The 20183-nt window shown below is 60.4% G+C and carries 22 protein-coding genes; 5 read left to right on the forward strand and 17 right to left on the reverse strand.

The features are described 5' to 3' along the window. Positions 1–14 precede the first annotated feature (14 nt). From NKJ40_RS19530 to NKJ40_RS19550, 5 genes are all read right to left on the reverse strand, one after another. Positions 15–1178 carry a mandelate racemase/muconate lactonizing enzyme family protein gene (locus NKJ40_RS19530; protein WP_352467433.1) on the reverse strand — a complete coding sequence of 388 codons (1164 nt, stop codon included), beginning with the start codon at positions 1176–1178 and terminating at the stop codon, positions 15–17. A 31-nt stretch (positions 1179–1209) separates the two neighbouring features. Next, a complete protein-coding gene (locus NKJ40_RS19535; protein ID WP_352467434.1) occupies positions 1210–2307 on the reverse strand; it encodes an ABC transporter ATP-binding protein in 1098 nt (365 codons plus the stop codon). Between the two features lie 10 nt (positions 2308–2317). Further along, entirely contained in the window at positions 2318–3208 is an 891-nt protein-coding gene (locus NKJ40_RS19540; protein ID WP_023679256.1) for a carbohydrate ABC transporter permease, read from the reverse strand. After that, positions 3205–4164: a carbohydrate ABC transporter permease gene (locus NKJ40_RS19545; RefSeq protein WP_352467435.1), complete on the reverse strand. Its 960-nt coding sequence runs from the start codon at positions 4162–4164 to the stop codon at positions 3205–3207. Before NKJ40_RS19545 ends, NKJ40_RS19540 begins: the two co-directional genes overlap by 4 nt. Before the next feature lie 78 nt (positions 4165–4242). After that, positions 4243–5721 carry an ABC transporter substrate-binding protein gene (locus NKJ40_RS19550; protein ID WP_352467436.1) on the reverse strand — a complete coding sequence of 493 codons (1479 nt, stop codon included), beginning with the start codon at positions 5719–5721 and terminating at the stop codon, positions 4243–4245. 218 nt (positions 5722–5939) lie between these two features. Here NKJ40_RS19550 and NKJ40_RS19555 point away from each other — a divergent pair, with 218 nt between their 5' ends. From NKJ40_RS19555 to NKJ40_RS19570, 4 genes are read left to right on the forward strand one after another with little or no spacing between them, the layout of a single operon-like run. Continuing rightward, positions 5940–6650 carry a GntR family transcriptional regulator gene (locus NKJ40_RS19555; protein WP_023679253.1) on the forward strand — a complete coding sequence of 237 codons (711 nt, stop codon included), beginning with the start codon at positions 5940–5942 and terminating at the stop codon, positions 6648–6650. Between the two features lie 54 nt (positions 6651–6704). After that, positions 6705–7871 (forward strand): mandelate racemase/muconate lactonizing enzyme family protein, encoded by a 1167-nt coding sequence (locus tag NKJ40_RS19560; protein WP_352467437.1) that lies wholly within the window; start codon positions 6705–6707, stop codon positions 7869–7871. Positions 7872–7927: 56 nt separating this feature from the next. Next, positions 7928–9289 (forward strand): mandelate racemase/muconate lactonizing enzyme family protein, encoded by a 1362-nt coding sequence (locus NKJ40_RS19565; protein ID WP_352467438.1) that lies wholly within the window; start codon positions 7928–7930, stop codon positions 9287–9289. 16 nt (positions 9290–9305) lie between these two features. Continuing rightward, positions 9306–10505: a mandelate racemase/muconate lactonizing enzyme family protein gene (locus tag NKJ40_RS19570; protein WP_352467439.1), complete on the forward strand. Its 1200-nt coding sequence runs from the start codon at positions 9306–9308 to the stop codon at positions 10503–10505. Positions 10506–10858: 353 nt separating this feature from the next. On the opposite strand, the gene NKJ40_RS19575 is transcribed toward NKJ40_RS19570, so the two are convergent. From NKJ40_RS19575 to NKJ40_RS19630, 12 genes are all read right to left on the reverse strand, one after another. Beyond that, the gene (locus NKJ40_RS19575; protein WP_352467440.1) at positions 10859–11326 is read right to left on the reverse strand and encodes a DUF3788 domain-containing protein; all 468 of its coding nucleotides are present in this window, start codon (positions 11324–11326) and stop codon (positions 10859–10861) included. A gap of 78 nt (positions 11327–11404) precedes the next feature. Continuing rightward, entirely contained in the window at positions 11405–12115 is a 711-nt protein-coding gene (locus NKJ40_RS19580; RefSeq protein WP_352467441.1) for an FMN-dependent NADH-azoreductase, read from the reverse strand. 42 nt (positions 12116–12157) lie between these two features. Next, on the reverse strand, positions 12158–12703 hold the full coding sequence (locus NKJ40_RS19585; protein WP_352467442.1) for a carboxymuconolactone decarboxylase family protein: 546 nt from the start codon (positions 12701–12703) through the stop codon (positions 12158–12160). 34 nt (positions 12704–12737) lie between these two features. Next, positions 12738–13445 (reverse strand): nitroreductase family protein, encoded by a 708-nt coding sequence (locus NKJ40_RS19590; protein WP_352467443.1) that lies wholly within the window; start codon positions 13443–13445, stop codon positions 12738–12740. A gap of 130 nt (positions 13446–13575) precedes the next feature. Beyond that, positions 13576–14532: an AraC family transcriptional regulator gene (locus tag NKJ40_RS19595; protein ID WP_352467444.1), complete on the reverse strand. Its 957-nt coding sequence runs from the start codon at positions 14530–14532 to the stop codon at positions 13576–13578. A gap of 69 nt (positions 14533–14601) precedes the next feature. Further along, a complete protein-coding gene (locus tag NKJ40_RS19600) occupies positions 14602–14850 on the reverse strand; it encodes a GNAT family N-acetyltransferase (RefSeq protein WP_352467454.1) in 249 nt (82 codons plus the stop codon). Beyond that, complete coding sequence (locus NKJ40_RS19605) at positions 14736–15050, reverse strand: hypothetical protein (protein ID WP_352467455.1); 315 nt, start codon at positions 15048–15050, stop codon at positions 14736–14738. The genes NKJ40_RS19600 and NKJ40_RS19605 overlap by 115 nt, the downstream gene beginning before the upstream one ends. A gap of 16 nt (positions 15051–15066) precedes the next feature. Further along, entirely contained in the window at positions 15067–15756 is a 690-nt protein-coding gene (locus NKJ40_RS19610; protein ID WP_352467445.1) for a pyridoxamine 5'-phosphate oxidase family protein, read from the reverse strand. A 153-nt stretch (positions 15757–15909) separates the two neighbouring features. Next, the gene (locus tag NKJ40_RS19615) at positions 15910–16311 is read right to left on the reverse strand and encodes an SPW repeat domain-containing protein (RefSeq protein WP_352467446.1); all 402 of its coding nucleotides are present in this window, start codon (positions 16309–16311) and stop codon (positions 15910–15912) included. A gap of 128 nt (positions 16312–16439) precedes the next feature. Then, a complete protein-coding gene (locus tag NKJ40_RS19620; protein WP_352467447.1) occupies positions 16440–17357 on the reverse strand; it encodes an NADP-dependent oxidoreductase in 918 nt (305 codons plus the stop codon). A 57-nt stretch (positions 17358–17414) separates the two neighbouring features. Further along, positions 17415–17957 (reverse strand): carboxymuconolactone decarboxylase family protein, encoded by a 543-nt coding sequence (locus NKJ40_RS19625; protein ID WP_352467448.1) that lies wholly within the window; start codon positions 17955–17957, stop codon positions 17415–17417. 214 nt (positions 17958–18171) lie between these two features. Continuing rightward, a complete protein-coding gene (locus tag NKJ40_RS19630; RefSeq protein WP_352467449.1) occupies positions 18172–18924 on the reverse strand; it encodes a sulfite exporter TauE/SafE family protein in 753 nt (250 codons plus the stop codon). 97 nt (positions 18925–19021) lie between these two features. Here NKJ40_RS19630 and NKJ40_RS19635 point away from each other — a divergent pair, with 97 nt between their 5' ends. Beyond that, a complete protein-coding gene (locus NKJ40_RS19635; protein ID WP_352467450.1) occupies positions 19022–19918 on the forward strand; it encodes a LysR family transcriptional regulator in 897 nt (298 codons plus the stop codon). The last annotated feature ends 265 nt before the right edge of the window (positions 19919–20183 follow it).

Raw genomic sequence — 20183 nt, forward strand, 5'->3', positions numbered from 1 at the left:
CCGATTGAATGGAACTACCAGTTCGTAACAGAACCGTCGCGGCGCCTAAGGTGAGGCGCTTCCCAGAAACGCAAACTCTCCGCCTGGACCGCCACTTCGTTGACTTCGACGCCGAGCCCCGGCAGATCGCCGACCGGGTAATCGGTCCCGTCGAGCCGTGGTTGCACGGGGAAGAAGTCGGAATTGTCGAAGCCCAGCTTCGTTTCGGGTGCCCTGGTCTCGAGCCACGCGAAGTTGGGTACCGCAGCGGCGAGATGCACGGTCGCGGCCGTGCACACGGGACCAAGGGGATTGTGCGGCATCAGGTCGACATAATGCGCCTCGCTCCAGCCAGCGATTTTCATCGCCTCGGTGAGCCCGCCGACATTGCAAACATCGATCCGGTTGAACTGATGGATGCCGCGCTCGATGTAGGGCAGGAACTGCCATTTGCTGGCAAATTCCTCGCCTATGGCAAAGGGGATTTCGGTCATCGTGCGCAGCGCTTCGTAGGCCTCCGGCGTTTCGGCCCGTATCGGCTCCTCGAGGAAATCAAGCACGCTGCGGCCGAGCTTGTTGCAGAAGCTCGCCGCCTCTGCCACCGAGAGCCGATGATGATAGTCGAGGCCGAGAACCACGTCGTCGCCCAGCGCCTCGCGCGCCTTGTTCAGCATACTCGCGGTAGCGCCGATGGACTCGCGCGGCTCGAATATATCCTTGCTGTTTTGCCCGAAGGGGAAGAAGCGGATCGCCTGCCACCCCTGTGCGCGAAGTTCGCGGGCCCGTTCGATGGCAACATCGCCCTCGGCCTCATCGCCGGTCGAGGCGAAGGTGGGAATGCGGTCGCGCTGCTTGCCGCCTAGCAGCTCATAGACCGGCACCCCCAGCGCCTTGCCCTTGATGTCGTGAAGGGCGATGTCGATGGCGGAAATCGCCGCCTGAAGGACTCGCCCGCCTTCGAAGTACTGGCTGCGATAAACCTCCTGCCAGATCCGCCCGATCTGCATCGCGTCGCGGCCGATGAGAAACTCGCGATAGTGCTCGACCGCGCCGGCCACGGCCCTCTCGCGACCGCTCAAGCCGCTCTCGCCCCAGCCGAAGATGCCCTGGTCGGTCTCGACCTTGACGAGCATCTGGTTGCGCGTTCCTACCCAAACCGGATAGGGCTTGATCGCGGTGATCTTAAGCTTCTCAGTCATCCACGCCCACGTCCCACGCATCCGCGCTATCTCAGTTGGCCTTGAGGGCCATTTCAGTTTCGCCGTCGAACAGATGCATCCGCTCCTGGTCGAACTCGAGCCAGATCTGCTCGTCGGGCGCGACGGCAATGTTTGGCGGCACGCTGACGTTGACGATGGCGCCGGACAGGAACGCCTGCACGAAGGTGACGTCTCCGGTCGGTTCCACCGTGTAGGCCTTGGCCGGAATGGAACCGGGGACCGCGCTCTTGTGCAGCTTGATCGTCGAGTGACGTGCGCCGAGCACGACTTTCCTGGTCGTTGCTCTAGCCACCTTCTGGGCATTGCGCGGCGAGAGCTCAAGGCGCCAGCCCTCGGCGCCGGTCAACACCGTGTTGCCGTTTGCCGTCGAGGCCTGCAGCGGAATAAGGCTCATCGCCGGGCTGCCGATGAAGCTGGCCACGAACATGTTCACTGGATGGGCAAAGACCTGCGCCGGTGAATCGTATTGCTGCAGGTAGCCGCCATTCATCACCGCCATCTTGTCGGCCATGGTCACCGCTTCGAGCTGGTCGTGCGTCACATAGATGATCGTCGCCTTGAGGTCCTGGTGGAAACGCTTGATCTCCGACCGCATCTGCACGCGCAGTTTGGCATCGAGGTTAGACAGTGGCTCGTCCATGAGGAACACCGCAGGGTCGCGAACGAGGGCACGGCCAAGGGCCACACGCTGCTGCTGCCCGCCCGAAAGTTCGCGCGGCTTGCGCTCGAGCAGATGCGTCATGTCGAGCACTCGCGCCGCTTCCTTGACCTTCTTGTCGATCTCGTCCCTGGGGAGTTTGCGCATCTGAAGCGGGAACGCCAGGTTCTTGTAGACCGATTTCTGCGGGTAGAGCGCGTAGTTCTGGAACACCATTGCGATGTCCCGGTCCTTGGGGTCGAGGTCGTTGACCACCCGCTCCCCGATGATGATGTCGCCCGATGTGATCGGGGTCAGCCCGGCGACGAGATTGAGCGTGGTTGTCTTGCCGCAGCCTGAAGGGCCGACGAGCGCAACGAACTCGCCGTCATTGACCGTCAGCGAGACGTGGTTGACAGCTTTGAAGCCGCCATAGCTCTTGACGAGATCTTGGAGGACCACGTGGGCCATCGGCAACTCCCTAGTGCTTGACCGCGCCTTCTGTAAGGGCGCGTACAAAGTATCGTTGCAGGACCAGGAACAGCACCACGACGGGCACGCTCATCATGAAGCTGGCCGCCATCAGGCCCGGAAAGTCCGTCGTATTTTCCGAGAAGAAGCGTTGGATGCCGACCGGCAGGGTCAACTGCTCGTTCTTGGAGAGGAAGGTGTACGCGTAGATGTACTCGTTCCACGCGCCGATGAAGGAATAGATTGCGGTGGCGATGATCCCCGGCGTCGAGAGCGGCATCACGATCATGATGAAGGCCTGGAACCGTGTTGCGCCATCGATGCGCGCCGCCTGCTCAAGCTGCACCGGGATGTTGTCGTAAAAGCCCTTGAGCAGCCAGATCGCCAGCGGCAGGCCGAACGTGAGATAGGTGAGTATCAGCGAGCCATGCGTGTTTATCAGACCGATCGCGCGCATCAGGATGAAGAGTGGCACGAGAAAGATCACCGCCGGGAACATGTTGCGCAGCAGCACGGCAAAGAACAGGAAATTCCGGCCGGGGAAACTGAAGCGCGAAAACGCGTAGGCCGCAGGGACAGCCACGATCACCGAAAGGATTGTCGTGACGGTCGACACGAAAAGGCTGTTCCAGAAGAAGCGGAGGAAGTCCTGGCCGACGCTGTTCTGCGGATCGAGCAGCTTTTGGTAGCTGGCGAGGGTAGGCTCGTCCGGCCACCATTGCGGCGGGAATTGCGTCGCCGCGAATCCGGACTTGATCGAAGTGATCAGCATCCAGATCATCGGCAACGCAGTATAAAGCAGCATGAACACGAGGAATATGCGCCCGGCCCACCGCCATCCGTCGACGCGCATGCGGCGACGGGTCTGGGCTCGAGGTGCTGTCTCGGCAATCGTGCTCATGCGCTCCCCTCTTTCCGCTCGTTGCCGCTTAACGCACGGACGTAGAAGTAGCCCAGCGTCATCAGTGTGAGGAACAGGAGCACCGAATAGGCCGATGCCACGCCCCAGCGCTGCCGTCCGAAGGCGAGCTCATAAATGTGGGTTATCCAGATATGCGATGCGTTCGACGGCCCGCCGCCGGTCATGATCCAGGGGATGATGAAGGAATTGAAGTTGGCCACCGCGAGCAGCAGCATCGTCACCACCGAGACGTTGCGCAAGTGCGGGAAGGTGACGTGCCAAAAGCGCTGCCATGCATTGGCACCGTCGACTTTTGCGGCGCGCAGCAATTGGTCCGGGACTGTCTGCAGGCCGGCCATCATCATGATCATGGCAAACGGAAACTCGCGCCAGATATTGACGACGATCAGGGAGGGCAGCACCGTGCTGACATTGTCGATGAAATTCGGCGGCGGGTCGGCCAAGCCGAGGCCGACCACCACCGCGCCGATGATCCCGAAGTCCGAATGGTAGATCCACTTCCAGATATAGGAGGCGGCGACGGCGCTGATGACCCAAGGGATAATCAGGATAGCGCGCAAGACACCACGGCCGATGAAGTCGCGGTGGAGTGCCAGCGCTGTGGCAAACCCCAGGACAAAGGAGATGAGAGTTGAGCCCAGTGTCCAGATCAGTGTGTTCCAGGTGACTTTCCAGAACACCTGACTGGTGAGGATGGTCGTGTAGTTGTCGAAGCCGATGAAGCTCTTGTCGCGGAGCTGTAGACCGGGCGGTGTCTTAAAAAACGACAGCTCGATCGTGTAGTAGATCGGATAGGCGATGACGATGAGCATCACGGCGATCGCTGGGAGCACGTACGCGTAGTCCGCGCGATGCTCCCAGATCTTCCGCAGCGTGCCGGATGTACCGGGTTGCAATCTTCGGCGAGCCTCGGCCTTGCCGGTCACGATCGTCACTTGTGGCGTGCCCTTATTCTTCGGAACGAGGCGGCTGCGCCAGCGGCGCAGCCGGTCAGGTCGTAGGTCAGGCCTGGACTAGAGTCCGCCCATCAGGTCTTTTACCTTCTTGGCCGCGTCGTCCGCTGCCTCGTCGACGGTCATCGCTCCGGTCAGGGCATTCTGCAGCATGTCCGGGATGATGATGTTCATGATCTCGGGGGCCTGCGGCAGCGCTGGGAACGGGATGCCGTATGGCAGCATCGAGGTGGTGACGTCGAGGAACTTGATGTTGTCCAGACGTTCCTTCATCCACTTGGTCTTGAAGCCGTTGAGGTTGCCCGGGTTTGATCCGGCGTAGGCCATCTTCAGCGACCATTCAGGGCTCGTCCACATGCAGATGATAGCTTTCGCAGCCGGCTCGTCTACCTTGCCGCCCTCGACATATTCGGGCTTCAGGATGTGAATGTTCGAGCCGCCGAACACGACGGCGCGCTTGCCGTCGGGACCAGTCGGGATCAGGCCGTAGCGCATGTTGTCGATGACAGTCTGCGCCTTGTCCTTGTCGGTGCCCGTCGCCTTTTTCTGCAGGTCGAGCATGACGTTGTAATCGGACGGGTGCGAGATCATCATGCCGAGCTGGCCGGCGACGAACAGGGGCTGGTTATCGGCCTGCTGGTTGGTGAGTGCCGAAACCGGAACCGACTTGTCGCGAACATACATGTCGTAGGAGGCTTGCAGCGCCGCCTTGCTCTGCGGGCTATCGAGCTGGACCTGCTCATAGGTCGGATTCGCGGTGGCTTCGTCGAAGACGCCGCCGCCATAGGCCCACAGCTGTGGCATGAAACGGTACGGCGTATTGCCGGCATTCTTGCGCGCCACGAGGCCGTAGCCGGCAATGCCGAGCTTGTCGTGGATCTGCTTGGAATATTTGACGACATCTTCCCAGGTTGCCGGAGCCTTGTCCGGATCGAGGCCCGCACGCTTGAAGATGTCGGCGTTCCAGATGAACGCCATCGTCTCGTTGTTGGTCGGAATGCCGTAGGTCACGCCCTCCCAGGTCACGGCCTTCATGGCGCCGGGCCAGAAATCCTCGGTCGAATACCCCACATCCTCGGGCTTGAGCGGCTGCAGATAGCCCTTTGAGGCGAACTCGGTACCACCCAGGATTTGCAGGCGGACCGCCATCGGCGCGGCATTGCCCAGGAGCGCCGTGCGGAACTTGTCGAGAAGGTCGTTATAGGTGAGGGCTTGTTCCTCGAGCTGGATGTTCGGATAGGTTTTGCGGAAGGTCTCGAAGAAATCCTTGTAGTACTGGCGCAGGAGGTCGGGGTCGCCCTCGAACACGCCCTGATACCAGAAAGTCAGTCGCCCCTTGTAGTCGAGCGGGGTAACCTTGGCGCAATCGGCAGCCGTGTCAAAGTCCTGTGTGCCGGCGATGGAGCGCACATATTCCGGCGACCACTTGCTCAGGTCGACCGGTGGCGCACCCAGCGCCGATGTAGACGTCAGGGATGCCATCAAAGCAGTGGCGACAGTGCCGCGCAGGACGGCACTGCCGAGCGCAATTCTCGTCATAGGTATCCTCCCTGGTTCTCCCATGCCGCCCTGCGCCAAGGCAAAGCGGTCCTTGCTCGTTTCGATCGCGAGGATGCTTCTTTCAGCTCAGTGTATCCTCTCGATCGCTTGGTACGTTTTCAGATCATGGATTGCCTGTCAACGCGCTGGATCGTACATTGTTTACGAAAGCCGTGTGTGATATCGGGCAAGGTATGTATTAAGTTGGGGAGCCGGCCTTGGCCGAAATAAGCGATTTCAAAGCTATGCCACCGGTGGGGACCGATCCCATCGGGGCCTCCAGCGAGGGTGCCTCGCTTTATGAATTGATCAGGGAAGACATCATCGAGGGACGGCTGGCCGCCAACGAACGGCTTGTGGTCACCGATCTCGCCCGGCGTCACGGCACCTCGACCAATCCTGTGCGCGAGGCCCTGCAGCTGCTGCGCGGCGAAGGGTTTGTCACCTTTGTCGCCAACCGCGGCGCGCGCGTCCGACCCATAGATCAGGATTTTGTCCGGGATATCTACGAGATCGGTGTTCTGATCGAGCCAGCCCTGACACGATGGTTTGTGAATATGGCTACCGGCGAGGACATCGCCGAACTCGAACGTCTCCAAGGCCTGATTGAAGAGAACAACTTCGCCGACACATTCAGGCACAGTGAGCTGGATACCGCTTTCCACACCGTGATGTACCAGCGGCACTATAACCGCCACGCCGCCGAGCTTTGGTGGAAGCATCGCGAAGTGCTGCGAGCCGTGAGCCGTCGTTTCAATTTCACGCTGGCGCGACGTGCCGCGATCATGCGCGAGCACCGCGAACTCATCGCGCTTGTGAAGGCGGGAGAGGCCGACAAGGCGGCCGAACTCGTTTCCCGCCATGTCGAGGGTTCGGGCAGGCATATTCTCGAACAGATGCGAGCGCGCAACGCCGCTCGGGCCGGATAGAATATCCAGTCCAGAACACCGTTAGCTGACCATTTTCAGGCAAAGGTAGTTGAGATGAAAATCACGAGCATTCGGCCGTGGCTGATCAAGTCCGATGCTTCTTACTGGGGAGAGTTCCTGTTCGTCGAAGTGACGACCGACGAGGGAGTGAGTGGCTGGGGAGAGATCACCACCACGACAAGGCTCGCCAACCGCGCTTTCTGCACGATCCTGCGGCAGATCGGCGTCGCCGTGACAGGCGAGGATCCGGCGCGTATCGAGCATCTCTGGCACAAGATCTTCCGCAGCTTCACCTACATGGGAAGCCGCGGCGCCGCCGTCGAATGCGTGAGCGCCATCGATATTGCCCTCTGGGACATCCGGGGCAAAGTCCTCGGCAAGCCGATTTACGAGCTGCTTGGCGGGCCGGTACGCGATGAAATCGCGCTCTACACCCATCCCAACCAGGCCAAATTCACCAGCAAGGAGGCTGTGGTCCGCGAAATTCTAGACATTGTCGAGTCCGGACACACTGCGCTCAAGTTCGATCCCTACCCCCACCAGGGCCGCAGCGCCGATGGCCTGCCCCGCGAACAGCGAGACGGCTACCTCGATGGCAGCATGACCCGCAAGGACGAGCGCGAAGCCGCCGAACTCACGGCTCTGATCCGCGAAACGGCAGGACCCGATGTCGACATTCTCATCGATGCGCACGGCCGCTTCGACGTCCCCACCGCCATTCGCCTCTGTCGGAGCCTCGAGGAGGCCGGCCAGATCGACTGGTTTGAGGAGCCCTGCCCGCCCGAGAGCCTTAACGCCCTCAAGCAGGTGCGTGAGAAGGTCAATACCGCCATCTCGTGGGGCGAGCGCGGCCACACGAAGTGGGATTTCGTGCCGGTACTCGAGAACAGGCTCGCCGACTACATCATGCCCGACGTTACCTGGACCGGCGGCATTACCGAACTCAAGAAGATTTCTGCGCTGTGCGAAGCCTACTACGTCCCGGTCTCGCCACATGACGCCGCGGGACCAATCAACGTGGTTGCGGGAGCGCAGGTGATGATGACCGTTCCCAATTTCTACAAACTCGAAACATCGGAGTGGAACCTGGGCAAATACGATCACCTGATCGACAGACCACTCGACATTTCGAACGGCAGCCTCAAGCTGATGTCGAAACCTGGTCTCGGTATTGAGATGGACCGCGACTACCTGCAGGCCCACGAGATTGAGCTGGGCTAGCAACACGCTGAGCCGGCCCAGGGTGCGGGACGACAAGCCGAAAACGAGGATAAGTCATGGCAAAGACAGGTGGCGCCGACGAAGCGCTCAATCGGGTGAACGCGAACTCCAAGCCATCCCAGCTTCGCATCACCGACATGCGGGTAGCCGAAATCGTCGGCGCGCCGTTCACCTCAACCCTGCTCAAGATTTACACCAACCAGGGCATCGTCGGGCTTGGCGAGGTGCGCGACGGCGCCAGTGCCACCTACGCGCTGATGCTGAAGAGCCGGCTGCTTGGCGAGAACCCTTGCGACATCGACCGCCTGTTTCGCCGGATCAAGCAGTTCGGTGGCCACGGCCGGCAAGGCGGCGGCGTCTCGGCGGTCGAGATCGCGTTGTGGGATCTCGCCGGCAAGGCCTATGGCGTTCCCATCTACCAGATGCTCGGCGGCCGGTTTCGGGAGAAGGTGCGCGTCTATTGCGACACCGACGCTACCGTGCCGAGCGGCACCGAGACCGGCAAGCGCCTCAAGCAGCGCATGGCGCTCGGCTTCACCTTCCTCAAGATGGATCTGGGGCTGATGCAGATCGCGGATGTACCCGGTGCGGTCGTCTCCCCTGCCGGTTCACTTGAAGGGTACCGCATCCATCCCGGCCGCGGCCCGGTCAAGACCATGGAGGAGCGACGCGCCCGCAACGCCGCGTACGATTTGCACAACATTGCCCACCCGTTTACCGGCCTCCACTTTTCCGACAAGGGCCTCGATCTGCTTGAACAGTACATTGCCGAGGTTCGCGAAATTATCGGCATGGATATTCCACTCGCCATTGACCATGTCGGCCACATCTCGCTGCAGAACGGTATTCGGCTCGCCAGGCGGATTGAAAAATACGTGCCGGCCTGGCTCGAGGATGTGATCCCATGGCAGTACACCGAGCAGTACCGGCAACTGCAGGCCGCCACCACGGTGCCGATCTGCACCGGCGAGGACATCTACCTTAAGGAAGGCTTCGAGCCTCTGCTCAAGAGCGGCGGCCTCTCCATTATCCACCCGGACCTGCTCACCAGCGGGGGCATCCTCGAGACCAAGAAGATCGGCGACATGGCGCAGGACCACGGCGTCGCCATGGCCATCCATATGGCCGAAAGTCCAATCGCCGCGATGGCCGCGGCACATGTCGCGACGGCGACCGAAAACTTCATGGCGCTCGAATACCACTCTGCCGACGTCGACTGGTGGGACGATATCGTCACCGGCGTTCCCAAGCCGCTCGTGAAGGACGGCTTTATCACTGTTCCGGACAAACCTGGTCTGGGGATTGACGACGTCGTCGACGAGGTGATCTCGCAGCATCTGCAGCCGGGTGTCACCGGCATCTGGCAGCCCACGGATCACTGGGACGACGAGTATTCCTGGGACCGCACCTGGAGCTGAGGCGAAAAGAACCGAGATGAAGATCACCGATCTCCGCTGCGCCGTCATCGGCAAACATCCCATCGTCCGCATCGTTACTGACGAGGGCCTCTATGGCCTTGGCGAAGTCGAGTTCACCAAGACTTATCTCAAGCCTTGGGTGCTGCATTTCCGTGAGGCGCTGATCGGCGAGGACCCTACCGACGTCGAGCGGGTGATGCTGAAGATCCGCCAACGCGGCTCTTTCAAGCCCTATGGCGCGGCGGTAAGCGCTATCGAGCATGCGCTGTGGGACATAGCCGGCAAGGCCGCAGGCGTGCCGGCCTACAAACTGCTCGGCGGCAAGGTGCGCGACAAGGTGCGCGTCTATAACGGCTCGATCCGGCAGAAGCGAACGGGGGACCGGCCGGAGGATTACGCCGCTGACGTGAAATGGATGATGGAGCAGCCGCAGAATTTCTTCATGATCAAGCAAGGGATCTCGTTCCACTCCAACATGAAGGACACCATCGAGGACTTCCATTACGGCGTGAAGCAGAATAAGGCTGGCTACCACGGTGCCATGGATCAGGGCGTCATCAGCGAGCGCGGTTTCAACCACATGCTCGACTGCGTGATCGCGATGAAGGAAGTGCTGGGCGACAAGGTGAGCCTGGCGCTCGACTGCGGCCCGGGCTGGATGCTGCCCGATGCGATCAAGTTCGCTCGCGCGGTCGAGAAGTACAATTTGATGTGGCTCGAGGACATGCTGACCGGCGACTATGTGCCGTGGGTCAATCCGCAGGCCTATCGGGAGCTGACCACCGCCACCTCGACGCCAATTCATACGGGCGAGCAGATATACCTGCGGCACAATTTCAAGGAGCTGATCGAAACGCAGGCGGTGCGCGTCATCGGCCCGGATCCGGCCGATATTGGCGGCATTGCCGAGCTCAAATGGGTCGCCGAGCACGCCTATATGCACTCGATCCTGATGGCACCGCACGGCACCGCGAACGGCCTTCTAGGCCTCGGCGCGCTGATCAATGTCTGCGCCACGCTGCCCGCCAACTACATTGCGTTCGAATACCCGAGCGCCTCCGACCCCTGGTGGGAGGACCTCGTAATCGGCCTGCCGTCGCAGATCGTGAAGGACAGCATGGTGGACCTGCTGGAAGCGCCAGGGCTGGGCCTCGATATCGACGCCGAAGCAGCCAGGAAGTATCTCGGGGAAGAGGATGCAGGCTTCTTCGACTGAACCATGCTTCTTGCGCCACCCCGCACCGCGCGGACCGATCCTCGCAAATTGGCATCCAGAATGACCGTTTCGGGGCCGAAAGGGGCCTATCCGCTATCGGAACGAAGTTACCAACAAGCGGCCGTTCCCTTACGACCCTTGCTGTCATTGGTGTCGGACACGACAAACGGCTCGATTGAGCCCTTTGCCGACATCTGGGCAGACCCCACCATTCCGACAGGTTCTGCAGGCGAAGCGGGAGACCTGCGGCTCCAGCATGCGGCAAGAGCCATCGCATCGGCGCCTGCGGCCTGGCGGCCGCTTCCCGGGTTCCTCGGAGCCATCGCGCCGCGAACCCAGGATTTTTGTGACCTTCAACCGCGCGACCTTGGCTGGCGCTTCATAGTCAGAAGCTCCGTCACATCATGCAGATCATCTGCCGATGAAATGGCAATCGTCAACCATTTTCCGTCGATGTATGTTTTGGCTTCGGCGTAGAGCTTGACCAATTGCGGACGCCAGACATAACGCCGCTCCTCAAACTTCTCTCGTTCTGCTCCACCCATGACCACCACAGCTGAAAGCCGCCGGTATTCCGGCAACAAGGTACAGAGCGCCTTGGTCTTCTTGTAGCGCAAGGACCAACCGCGGTTCTTGCCACTGTAGAGCCAGTCCGGCGTAAAAACTCCAGGGTAGGATTCATCGATCCAGTTCCGCAGATCAACCCAACGCTCGAACGCCTCTGGTCCGATCCATTCGCCAACGGCGCCGTCATCGGGTGGTGCTGATTTGTCGGTGATCCTTTCGCCGATCTGGGGAAGCGTATTAATAGGTAAAATCATCAGAAAGACCTCGTGTTCACGGTCCGGCGGAGGCCGGAGGGTTACGATGCGGGCGTCCCAAAAGCTTGCGGCGCGTCCTCAGGATGCTCCCAGCGCGACGCTTCCCAGAACAGGGTGCGCATCGCAATGCGGTCTACCGGTGCCTGAGAGCACTGCAGGTCGACCATCGACGCATCGAAACTCTCGCGCGACCGTCAGATCGATCGCCGCCAAGGCCTTCTCCCTAGCCAATGCGGCTCGCTCCCGGTCCATGAACGCGGTGGCCTGTACCGGGAGAAATTGCAGAGTTTTTAGCCCAATGGAGCCAAATGCCAGCGACAGATATGGCGTGAGAAAATCGGGCTGATTTGCTCGCTCGCCGGAAAAGACGGCACCGGAAGCGACGCCGATAAACACCGGACGGTCCCGAAGCATTCCCACCTTCCCGGCGGGCGTCGACTTCATCGTGCGACCGACGCGCAAGATCTGGTCGATCCACGCTTTAAGGACCGAGGGAATGGTGAAGTTGTGCATGGGCGTTCCGATGACGATCACGTCGGCCGCTTCGACTTCCTGGATAAGCGCCTCGGAACGATCCAGGGCGCCCTTCGGCGGGGCCGCCAACGTGGCAGGCGACGACAGCGCAAGTGCGTAGTCAGCCGCGGCGTGAGGCAAGGGGTCAGCCCCCAAATCACGCCGACTGACGCTCGCCCCGGGCGCGACCTTGAGGAGCCTTTCGACGATCGCCGCCGAAAGCTGGCGGCTATGCGATTCTTGTCGCGGACTGACATCAATATGGAGAATGTTCATGCGGTTGTTCCAATGCTTCGCGAGGTTCCGACAGGACCGAGCTCAGATCGAACCGGCCGGGGTAACGGCGGGAAAGTCCTTCTCGTGATCGAACACGTTGTTGAAGAAGTTCGTCAGCGAGTACATGGCCACAAGTGCGACGATCTCGATGATGTTCGCATCGGTGTGGCCGGCATCGCGGACAGCTTTCAGATCAGCGTCGTTGACGTGGCCGCGGGTCTCAATGACCTTGCGTGCGAACTGGACGGCGGCGTCGCGTTTCGCGTCATTGGCATGACCCTTTCGGGCCAGAATGATGTCATCGGCCGGTAGCTTGGCCATGTGTTCGGCCGTGAAGCTGTGAACCGTCAGGCAGTAATTGCAGCCGTTCACTTCGGAAACGGCGAGGCCGATGCTGTCTCTCGTCTTTAGGTCGAGTGCTTTGCTCAGGGAGCCGAGCAGAGTGGCCCACGCGTTGAACGCGATCGGGCTCTGCGCGAAGGCTGCCATCATATTTGGGGTGAACCCGATGTTCCTGGTGAACGTATCGAGAATCGGTTTCGATTCAGCCGGCACCTGTTCCGGCTTCAGAGCGGCAGTTCTTGCCATCATTGTCTCCATAAGATCTTGAGTTGATTAGTGATTATGCAAAGTCCAGGACATCAGCCACCGGCATGCGGGGCTTCTGCGGCCAGTTGCCAGCTCGCTCCGGCCCAACGGTCAACAGCATGACCGGCACTTCGTCGTCGGCCAGGCCGAACTCGCGGTGCACCGCCTCGGAGTCGAAACCGATCATCGGCGTCGAACCCAGGCCCAGCGAGCGGGCCGCGTAGATGATCGCCGCGGCGCCAAAGGTCGCGGAGCGCACGGCTTCGTCGCGCTGGCGCTGCGGCTGATCGTCATACAGACCGCGAGCGGGGATTTCCCACTCCGGCACCAGGTGCGCCGGCATGATGCCGGCTTCCACCACGGGCGCCAGACGGTCGGGGACGGTGCTGGCATCGGCCAGCCTACCGACGATGATGAAGGTCACCGCCGCGTCGCTGATCGCGGGCTGATTCCAGGCGATCGGACGCAGCCGTGCCTTGGCTTCTGGCGAGCGTACGGCGATGAAGCGCCAGTTCTGCAGGTGGAAGGAGGTTGGCGCGGACGTGCCGATACGCACCAGGTCGCGGATCTGGTCGTCGCTCAGGGTGGCAGTAGTGTCGTAGTACTTGGCGGCACTGCGGCTCAGGATCGTTTCGATGACGGCGTTCGTCGCGAAAGCATTTTCGCTCTTCCCGGTCTCCCCGAAGATTTCGGCGGCTACGCGGGTTGCGGGTCGGGTGGTGGCGAGGCTGATGCAGTTCATTGGATGGCTCCCTTATCAAGTGATTACGGAGCCTAATTTACCGGGAGGAGTGATTATTTCGAGACTGAATTAGCTCACTGTGATGCGCGAAAGGATCAAACTGCGCCTTCCCGATCCCAGACCGTGCGCGTTACTCGCCCTTGTGCGCCAGTCGCCGCCACTCCCCCGGCGTCATCCCCATCCTTTCGGCGAAGACATGCCGGAATGCCGAAACGGATTGATACCCGACGGTCTCGGCCACGGCCTCAGTGCTCATCGCTGGCTTCTTCAACTCGTTGGCGGCCAGACTCATGCGGAGATCGGTCAAAAAATCGAGGGCGGAGCGACCCAGCTTGTCCTGAAACTGGCGCATGAACGTAGCGCGCGACATCCCGCACAAATCGGCCAGATCAGGCAGTTTCCAAGGCCGTGCCGCATCGGCGAACATCGCAGAAATGGCCGGGGCAAGTCGTGGATTACCGGCCAACGCCAACAAACCTTCAGGGGCTTTCCCGGATTGGCTCGCCGCGCGCAGTACCAGTGTGAACAGGGCCGAAGAAAGCGCGTTGAGAATGGCGCGGCCTCCGGCTCTGTCACCGGCGGACTCCATTCGCATCAGCCTCACCAGACTGGCCAGTTGGTTGGAGGCGGAGGCGATGCCGTTTTCTTCATGGCCGTCCATAGACCGCGCCACCAGATTGGCAGGCAGGTAGTTGCGGATCAGCCGATCATGGGGCGGCGCGATAAAAAATCGCCCACACAGCAGATCCAGTTGCTCGCCCTGGCCATCATTCTCACTCAGCATCCATCCGGCTGACCCCCAGCGTTGCTGGGTAGGGATTGGTGTTTGCCCGCTACCGTCGTGCAGTACATGCGCCGCGCCGTGAGGCAGCAGCACAATATCTCCGCTCACCAGCTCCCTTGCCGCTCTCGTCTCCGGATCCTCGAGAATGGCCCGGCCCTTAACAATGACGTGGTAGGGAATTTCGTTCGCGGCAGCCTTGCTCCAGGCAACGCGCCACGGTGCACCGTAGGCGCAGCGGACCTCGAGCTGGCCGGTCACGGTGATGATTTGCAAGAGATGGCTTAACCAGTCGACTTGGGACATAACACCTCGAGATATTAAATCGCTAACCCACCATATCGCACTGCGCCGCGCGCGCCCGGTGGAAGCAAGTCAAGATAGAAGCTTTCGATATTGGACGAAACGCGAGCGCTCAGCGACGCGGTCATGGAGGTAGATGGCGTTCTGGTTGGATTCGTGCGACGACCAATAAACTTGGGAGGCGCCCTGACGCATGGCGTCCGCTGTTACATGCTCGATGAGTGCGCGACCGAGCCCGCTCCCACGGGCATCGTCGGCGACGAACAAGTCCTGGAGATAGCAATAATCGTCAGTCGTCCAGGTGGATCGATGATAGACCAATGCACCAGGCTGAACGCATGCCCGTCCACCATCGCGATCGCCGCACGGACCGGCGCGCTCGAGTCGAGAAAGCGCGCGCAGGTCATCGCTGTCGCGCCTCCTCGGATATCGACCGCGTAGAACCACTGGCAGCCGTTCCAAAGCGGCAGCCATCCATCGAAATCGCTGTGATCGGCGGTGCCGATCTCGACTGATGCCATACGATGCTCCCGAACCTTATGCGGTTCCCTGTGGTTTGCAGAGCCCCGAGGTCACTGCGTATTTCTGACGATATGTGTCGCTGATTTCCTCCTGGCTCCGAGGCGGGTCGGCAAAGACATGAGCGGGCGAAAGAAGCGGTGAAATTGAAGTGGGCTCAATTCTGACGACATGATCGACAGGATATTCCGAGCCGTTCGTCGCGCGGACCCAGTCGGCGATCATGGAAAACTCGTCATTTCCCGGCGGCAAAACCACGGCACGACCCGTGAACCGGTATCCGCGCCGCTGGAATACGTCGACCACATTGATTTCGACGGCCGGATTGCGCTTCAGGTTCAGGATCGTCCGAGGCGAAGCGATATCGGCGAAGTAAAGTGCGCCATCGCGCACCGTCAGCGATGCCTTCGGCGAAAGACTTGGCGTTCCGTCCTCATTGACCGTGGCGACGAAGGACAGCATCGCCTGCTTGATGATTGCCTCCATATCGGTGGTGATTTCAGTCATGATAACTCGCTTGAAATGGTTTGATCCGGCCGGTACGTCGCTCGCTAGTACAGGGAGGATCGGAGCGGCCGCCGTGGCAAACGAGGCCACCAGGGACACCATGGCGGATATGAAAGCCAGCTGGCGCATTTCGCCCCGGCGAGCCTCGTTGATCACTGGTGGCACGTTTCGCGTCGAGCCGTGCATTTCTGGTTCACGCAATTGAGCAACATCCGTTCCAGGTTACGCTGAGCGTCACTCGATAAGATCTGCGGCAGCGATAACCATCGATCGCGGCGAGGAACGAAATCTTCCAACAGCCGGTGCGTATAGTTTTTATAGCGGCGAAGAATAGCGCTGCGACAATCGTCGCCCTCAAGCCGCCGTATGCCTGTCCGATGCCAAATGCGTCGCGGCTGGTTCCTCTGGCGCGTTAAAGACCGAGGTCGTGAGTAGGACAGCGGCAGCGAGGACCCAGTAGTACCAGGCATCGAGCCCAGCGAACTTGAAGGCAAACGGTGCGATGACAAACACCACGCCAACGGCCCGGTCGACCCAAAGATGCAGCCAGTAGGGAATGATACGAAAGAGCCCGGTGGGATGGTCAGTCAGGGCGGCCAAGAGTAGCGCCGCGGCACCGACAACAACCGAAAGCCACAGTGCGATCGGTCCGCTCTGGCCTAGCTTCAGCACGAACGGTGCTGCGATCAAGACGACAGCGACAGGATAATCGATGAGGTAGGCATGCATAGACTTGGTGATGAATCGAAACGACATTGGTGACTCCTATGTGCTTGTTTGCTTGATCGAATATTTCGCCTGGATGCGTGCCAAGACAATCGCCACGGTCCAAAAGGGCAATGATGATCCACGGGGGGGCAGAACCGCTCGCCCTCCCCAAGCGCTTACGGCCGAACGCGGATGACCGTCTTTCCCGCGCGTCGCTCGGTCGAGTTGAAGGCGGCAACGGCATCGTCGAGCGTCGAGACCTTACCGATGTTCGTCCGCAGCCGTCCGTCCCGCACCCGCTGGACGATCTCACTGAGTTGGGCGAGATCCGCCTCAACGACGAAGTCCACGGCCAGACCATCGGCGGGTCGAGCCTCGGCCGGTCCAACGACGGTCACTAGAGTACCTCCGGCTCGAATGAGGGCTGCAGACTGCTTCTGAATGTCGCCGCCGATGACATCGAACACCAGATCGACGCCACCGACGTCTTTCAGAGCGTCGTTCTCGAGGTCGACAAATTCATTTGCACCGAAGTCGAGCGCCTTCTGACGGTCGGCGGCACGTCCGGTGCCAATGACATAGGCGCCGGCCTCTCGTGCGAGCTGCGTCACCATCGAACCGACCGCGCCAGCGGCGCCATGCGCTAGCACGCTCTGGCCCGCCTGAAGGCGGCCGTGCTGGAACAGTCCCTGCCATGCGGTCAGGCCAGAGATCGGCAGGCTCGCGCCCACCGTGAAGTCGACGTCGCCGGGCAATGGCGCGAGATTGCGCGCCTCCATGGCAATATATTCCGCGAGCGTGCCATCGCGATACCAGTCGGCGAGGCCGAACACGCGCTGCCCCACCGACAGTCCGGTCGTGCCATAGCCGAGGGCGGTGATCACTCCGGCCAACTCGTGCCCGAGGATCGACGGTGTCCGATCAAGGCCGCGGCGATCGGCCCAGGTCGAAGGCCAGTCCAATTCGGTCGGGACGAATCCTGACGCATGAATCTGAACGACGACGTCGTTTATTGCTGCCTGTGGTTCGGGCCGCTCCACCAGCTTCATCCCAGCGGTTCCCGCCGCCTGCTCCGTCACAACGATTGCTTTCATCGTCCAACTCCCTGTGTGTGATATTTCGTCATCTTGCGGAATTCCTTCGGACAGAGCTCAGATCGTGCCGGCCTGCGGAACGGCGGGAAAGTCTTTCTCGGGATCGAACACGTTGTTGAAGAAGTTCGTCAGAGAGTACATGGCCACCAGCGTGACGATCTCGATGATGTTCGCATCCGTGTAGCCGGCGTCGCGGACGGCCTTTACATCAACGTCACCGACCTGCCCTCGGGCCTCGATGACTTTGCGTGCAAATTGGACGGCGGCGTCCCGCTTCGGGTCGTTGGCATGACCCCTGCGGGCGAAAATGATTTCATCGGCCGACATCTTCGCGTGCCCGGCGCCAAAGGTATGAACCGCCAGGCAGTAGTTGCAGCCATTCACTTCGGAGACAGCAAGGCTGATGCTTTCACGCGTCTTCAGGTCGAGCGCCTTGCTCAAGGAGGTGCGCAGGGTAGCCCACGCGTTGAACGCGATCGGGCTGGCCGCAAAGGTCGCCATCATATTTGGAGTGAACCCGAGATTCTTGGTGAAGGCATCGAGTGCCAGTTTCGAATCGGCCGGCACTTCGGCGGGCTTCAGAGCTGCAATTCTCGGCATATTAGTCTCTCCTGCAAAGCGATTGTGGTCTTCATCATCGACTGAGATGGTATTAATTTCGAGCCTAGATAAGCTCAACATGATGCTCAAAAGGATCAAAATGCGGATGATCCATCCTTATGCCCGTGCGCGGCAGAACCAACACCTCAGACTGGAACAGACGCCACGCCTATGCACCGCTTTGCGCCAAATGCGGTCATGTCGAGGGATAGGACTACCAAATACTGCGCAGCGTCATCTCTGCGCCAAGCAGCGCAAGGGCAATCAGAAAGCAGCGTTTGAATATGGCGGGGCTGACCGCCCGTCGGATGTACTGTCCTGCCCACATCCCGACCAACGAAGGAAAGATGGCGAGAGCCGAAAGCGATAGTCTGTCGATCTGGAATGCCCCTCGTGATGCGAGCCCAAAGGCAAGTGCTATGGTAGAAACCGAAAAGGAAAGGCCGAGTGCCTGGACGAGATCATCCCTTTCGAAACTGAGCGCCTGAACATAGGGCACGGCCGGAATGGTGAACACGCCTGTTGCACCCGCAATGAGGCCGGTGATCAACCCGATCGCAGGCGAGAGCCAGCATTCGTGCCGTGGGTTGATGTGGTAGGGCTTTGCGAGCAAGGTGTAGACCGCGTACACGGTCAGCGCGAGGCCGAGCATGAAGGTGCTCAAGCTGGTATCATCGCCTGTCAACATAGACGCACTGGCCAGTGTCCCGGCGAAGATCCCTACCATCATGGTCCAAAGCCGCCGCAGCATGCCCCCGAAGCTCGGGCCAGCAAGCAGTTGCCAGACGTTCGTCACGAACGACGGAATGATGAGCAACGATGTTGCCGCAAGCGGTGACAGCAGCAGCCCGCCGAGAATACCCATCGCGACGGTCGGGAGGCCCATGCCGGTCACACCTTTAACGGTGCCGGCGGCAAAGAATGTAGCTGCGACAGTGACTAGCAGAAAAATTGAGAGGTCGTTCATGACCTTCTCATACGCTCTACGACATCGTCCACAATGCGGCACTCCCGTATTCAGCCTTCGCCTAGACCGAAGGCTGAATCAGTTGTAACTTCCGAAGATGCGCTTCGATTTCACTGACCTGCGTCTTTTCCTCGCCGTCGCTGACGCTGGCAGTATCACCCACGGCGCGGCTGACGTCGGACTCTCTCTCACTGCGGCCAGTGATCGACTGCGGGAGATGGAGGCAACCGGCCAGGTTCGACTACTGGAAAGGGGGCGCCGGGGTGTGGCTCTGACGGAGGCGGGTGAGGCACTTTCCCATCATGCCCGCGAAATTCTTCATCAAGTCGCTCTCATGCGGGGAGAACTAGGGCGCCACGCGAAGGGGATACGGGCGAGCATCCGTGTTGTTGCCAACACAGCGGCCATCGTGGAAGTTCTTCCAACACGACTGTCGCCGTGGCTTGCCGCCCATCCGCAAGTCGATGTTGATCTTCGGGAGCGCCAAAGTCATGAGATCGCCCGAAGCGTAGCTGCCGGGTTTGCCGAGATCGGCATATTGTCGGACGCAGCCGCCAACGAGGAACTGCTTCTTAAACCCTTCGCGGTGAGCAAGCTCGTCGTAGTGTCGGCTCAGACGCATGCGCTCGCGACTCAAAGAGAAGTCCGGTTTTCCGGCCTCGCCGAAGAATATTTCGTGGGATTGGAAGGTGGCGCATTACAGGACCATATCGACGCTCAAGCTGACAGGCTCGGCGTAAAACTCCGATACCGGATCAGGCTGCGTACGTTCGAATCGATATGTTTGGCGGCAAGTGATGGTGTTGGCGTCGCGATTGTTCCAGAGACGGTAGCCAGAAGGCGCAAGCGAACGTTTTCAATTTCGACTACGCCGCTACTGGACGCCTGGGCTCGCCGACATCTCTCAGTGTGCGTCGCCGCTAACCTTGATATATCCCCGATCGCTCAAGACCTTTTCAACCACCTGACAAGCCATGACCTGACGCCTGCTTAGGGCCGACAGCGGAATGGCGGCTTTTGGCGTCCGAAGAAAGATAGCAGACGTTCCGCCCGGCGGAACCAAGCTCTGAAGCTGACCCGATGCATACCTTGCGTCGATCACTAGGTCCGGCCGCGCGGCAAACTCGAAGTGGCTATTCACAACAGCGCAAACAGTCTCCCTGACAGCGAGGTGCTGGCGGGACGTTTGGCGTAGTAAGTTTTGCGCTCGCAACCTGCGCAAATTGGGCGTACGTTGGCATATCGTCGGTTGCTAATTC

Source organism: Mesorhizobium sp. M0119 (assembly GCF_040322615.1).
Taxonomy (GTDB): Bacteria; Pseudomonadota; Alphaproteobacteria; order Rhizobiales; family Rhizobiaceae; genus Mesorhizobium.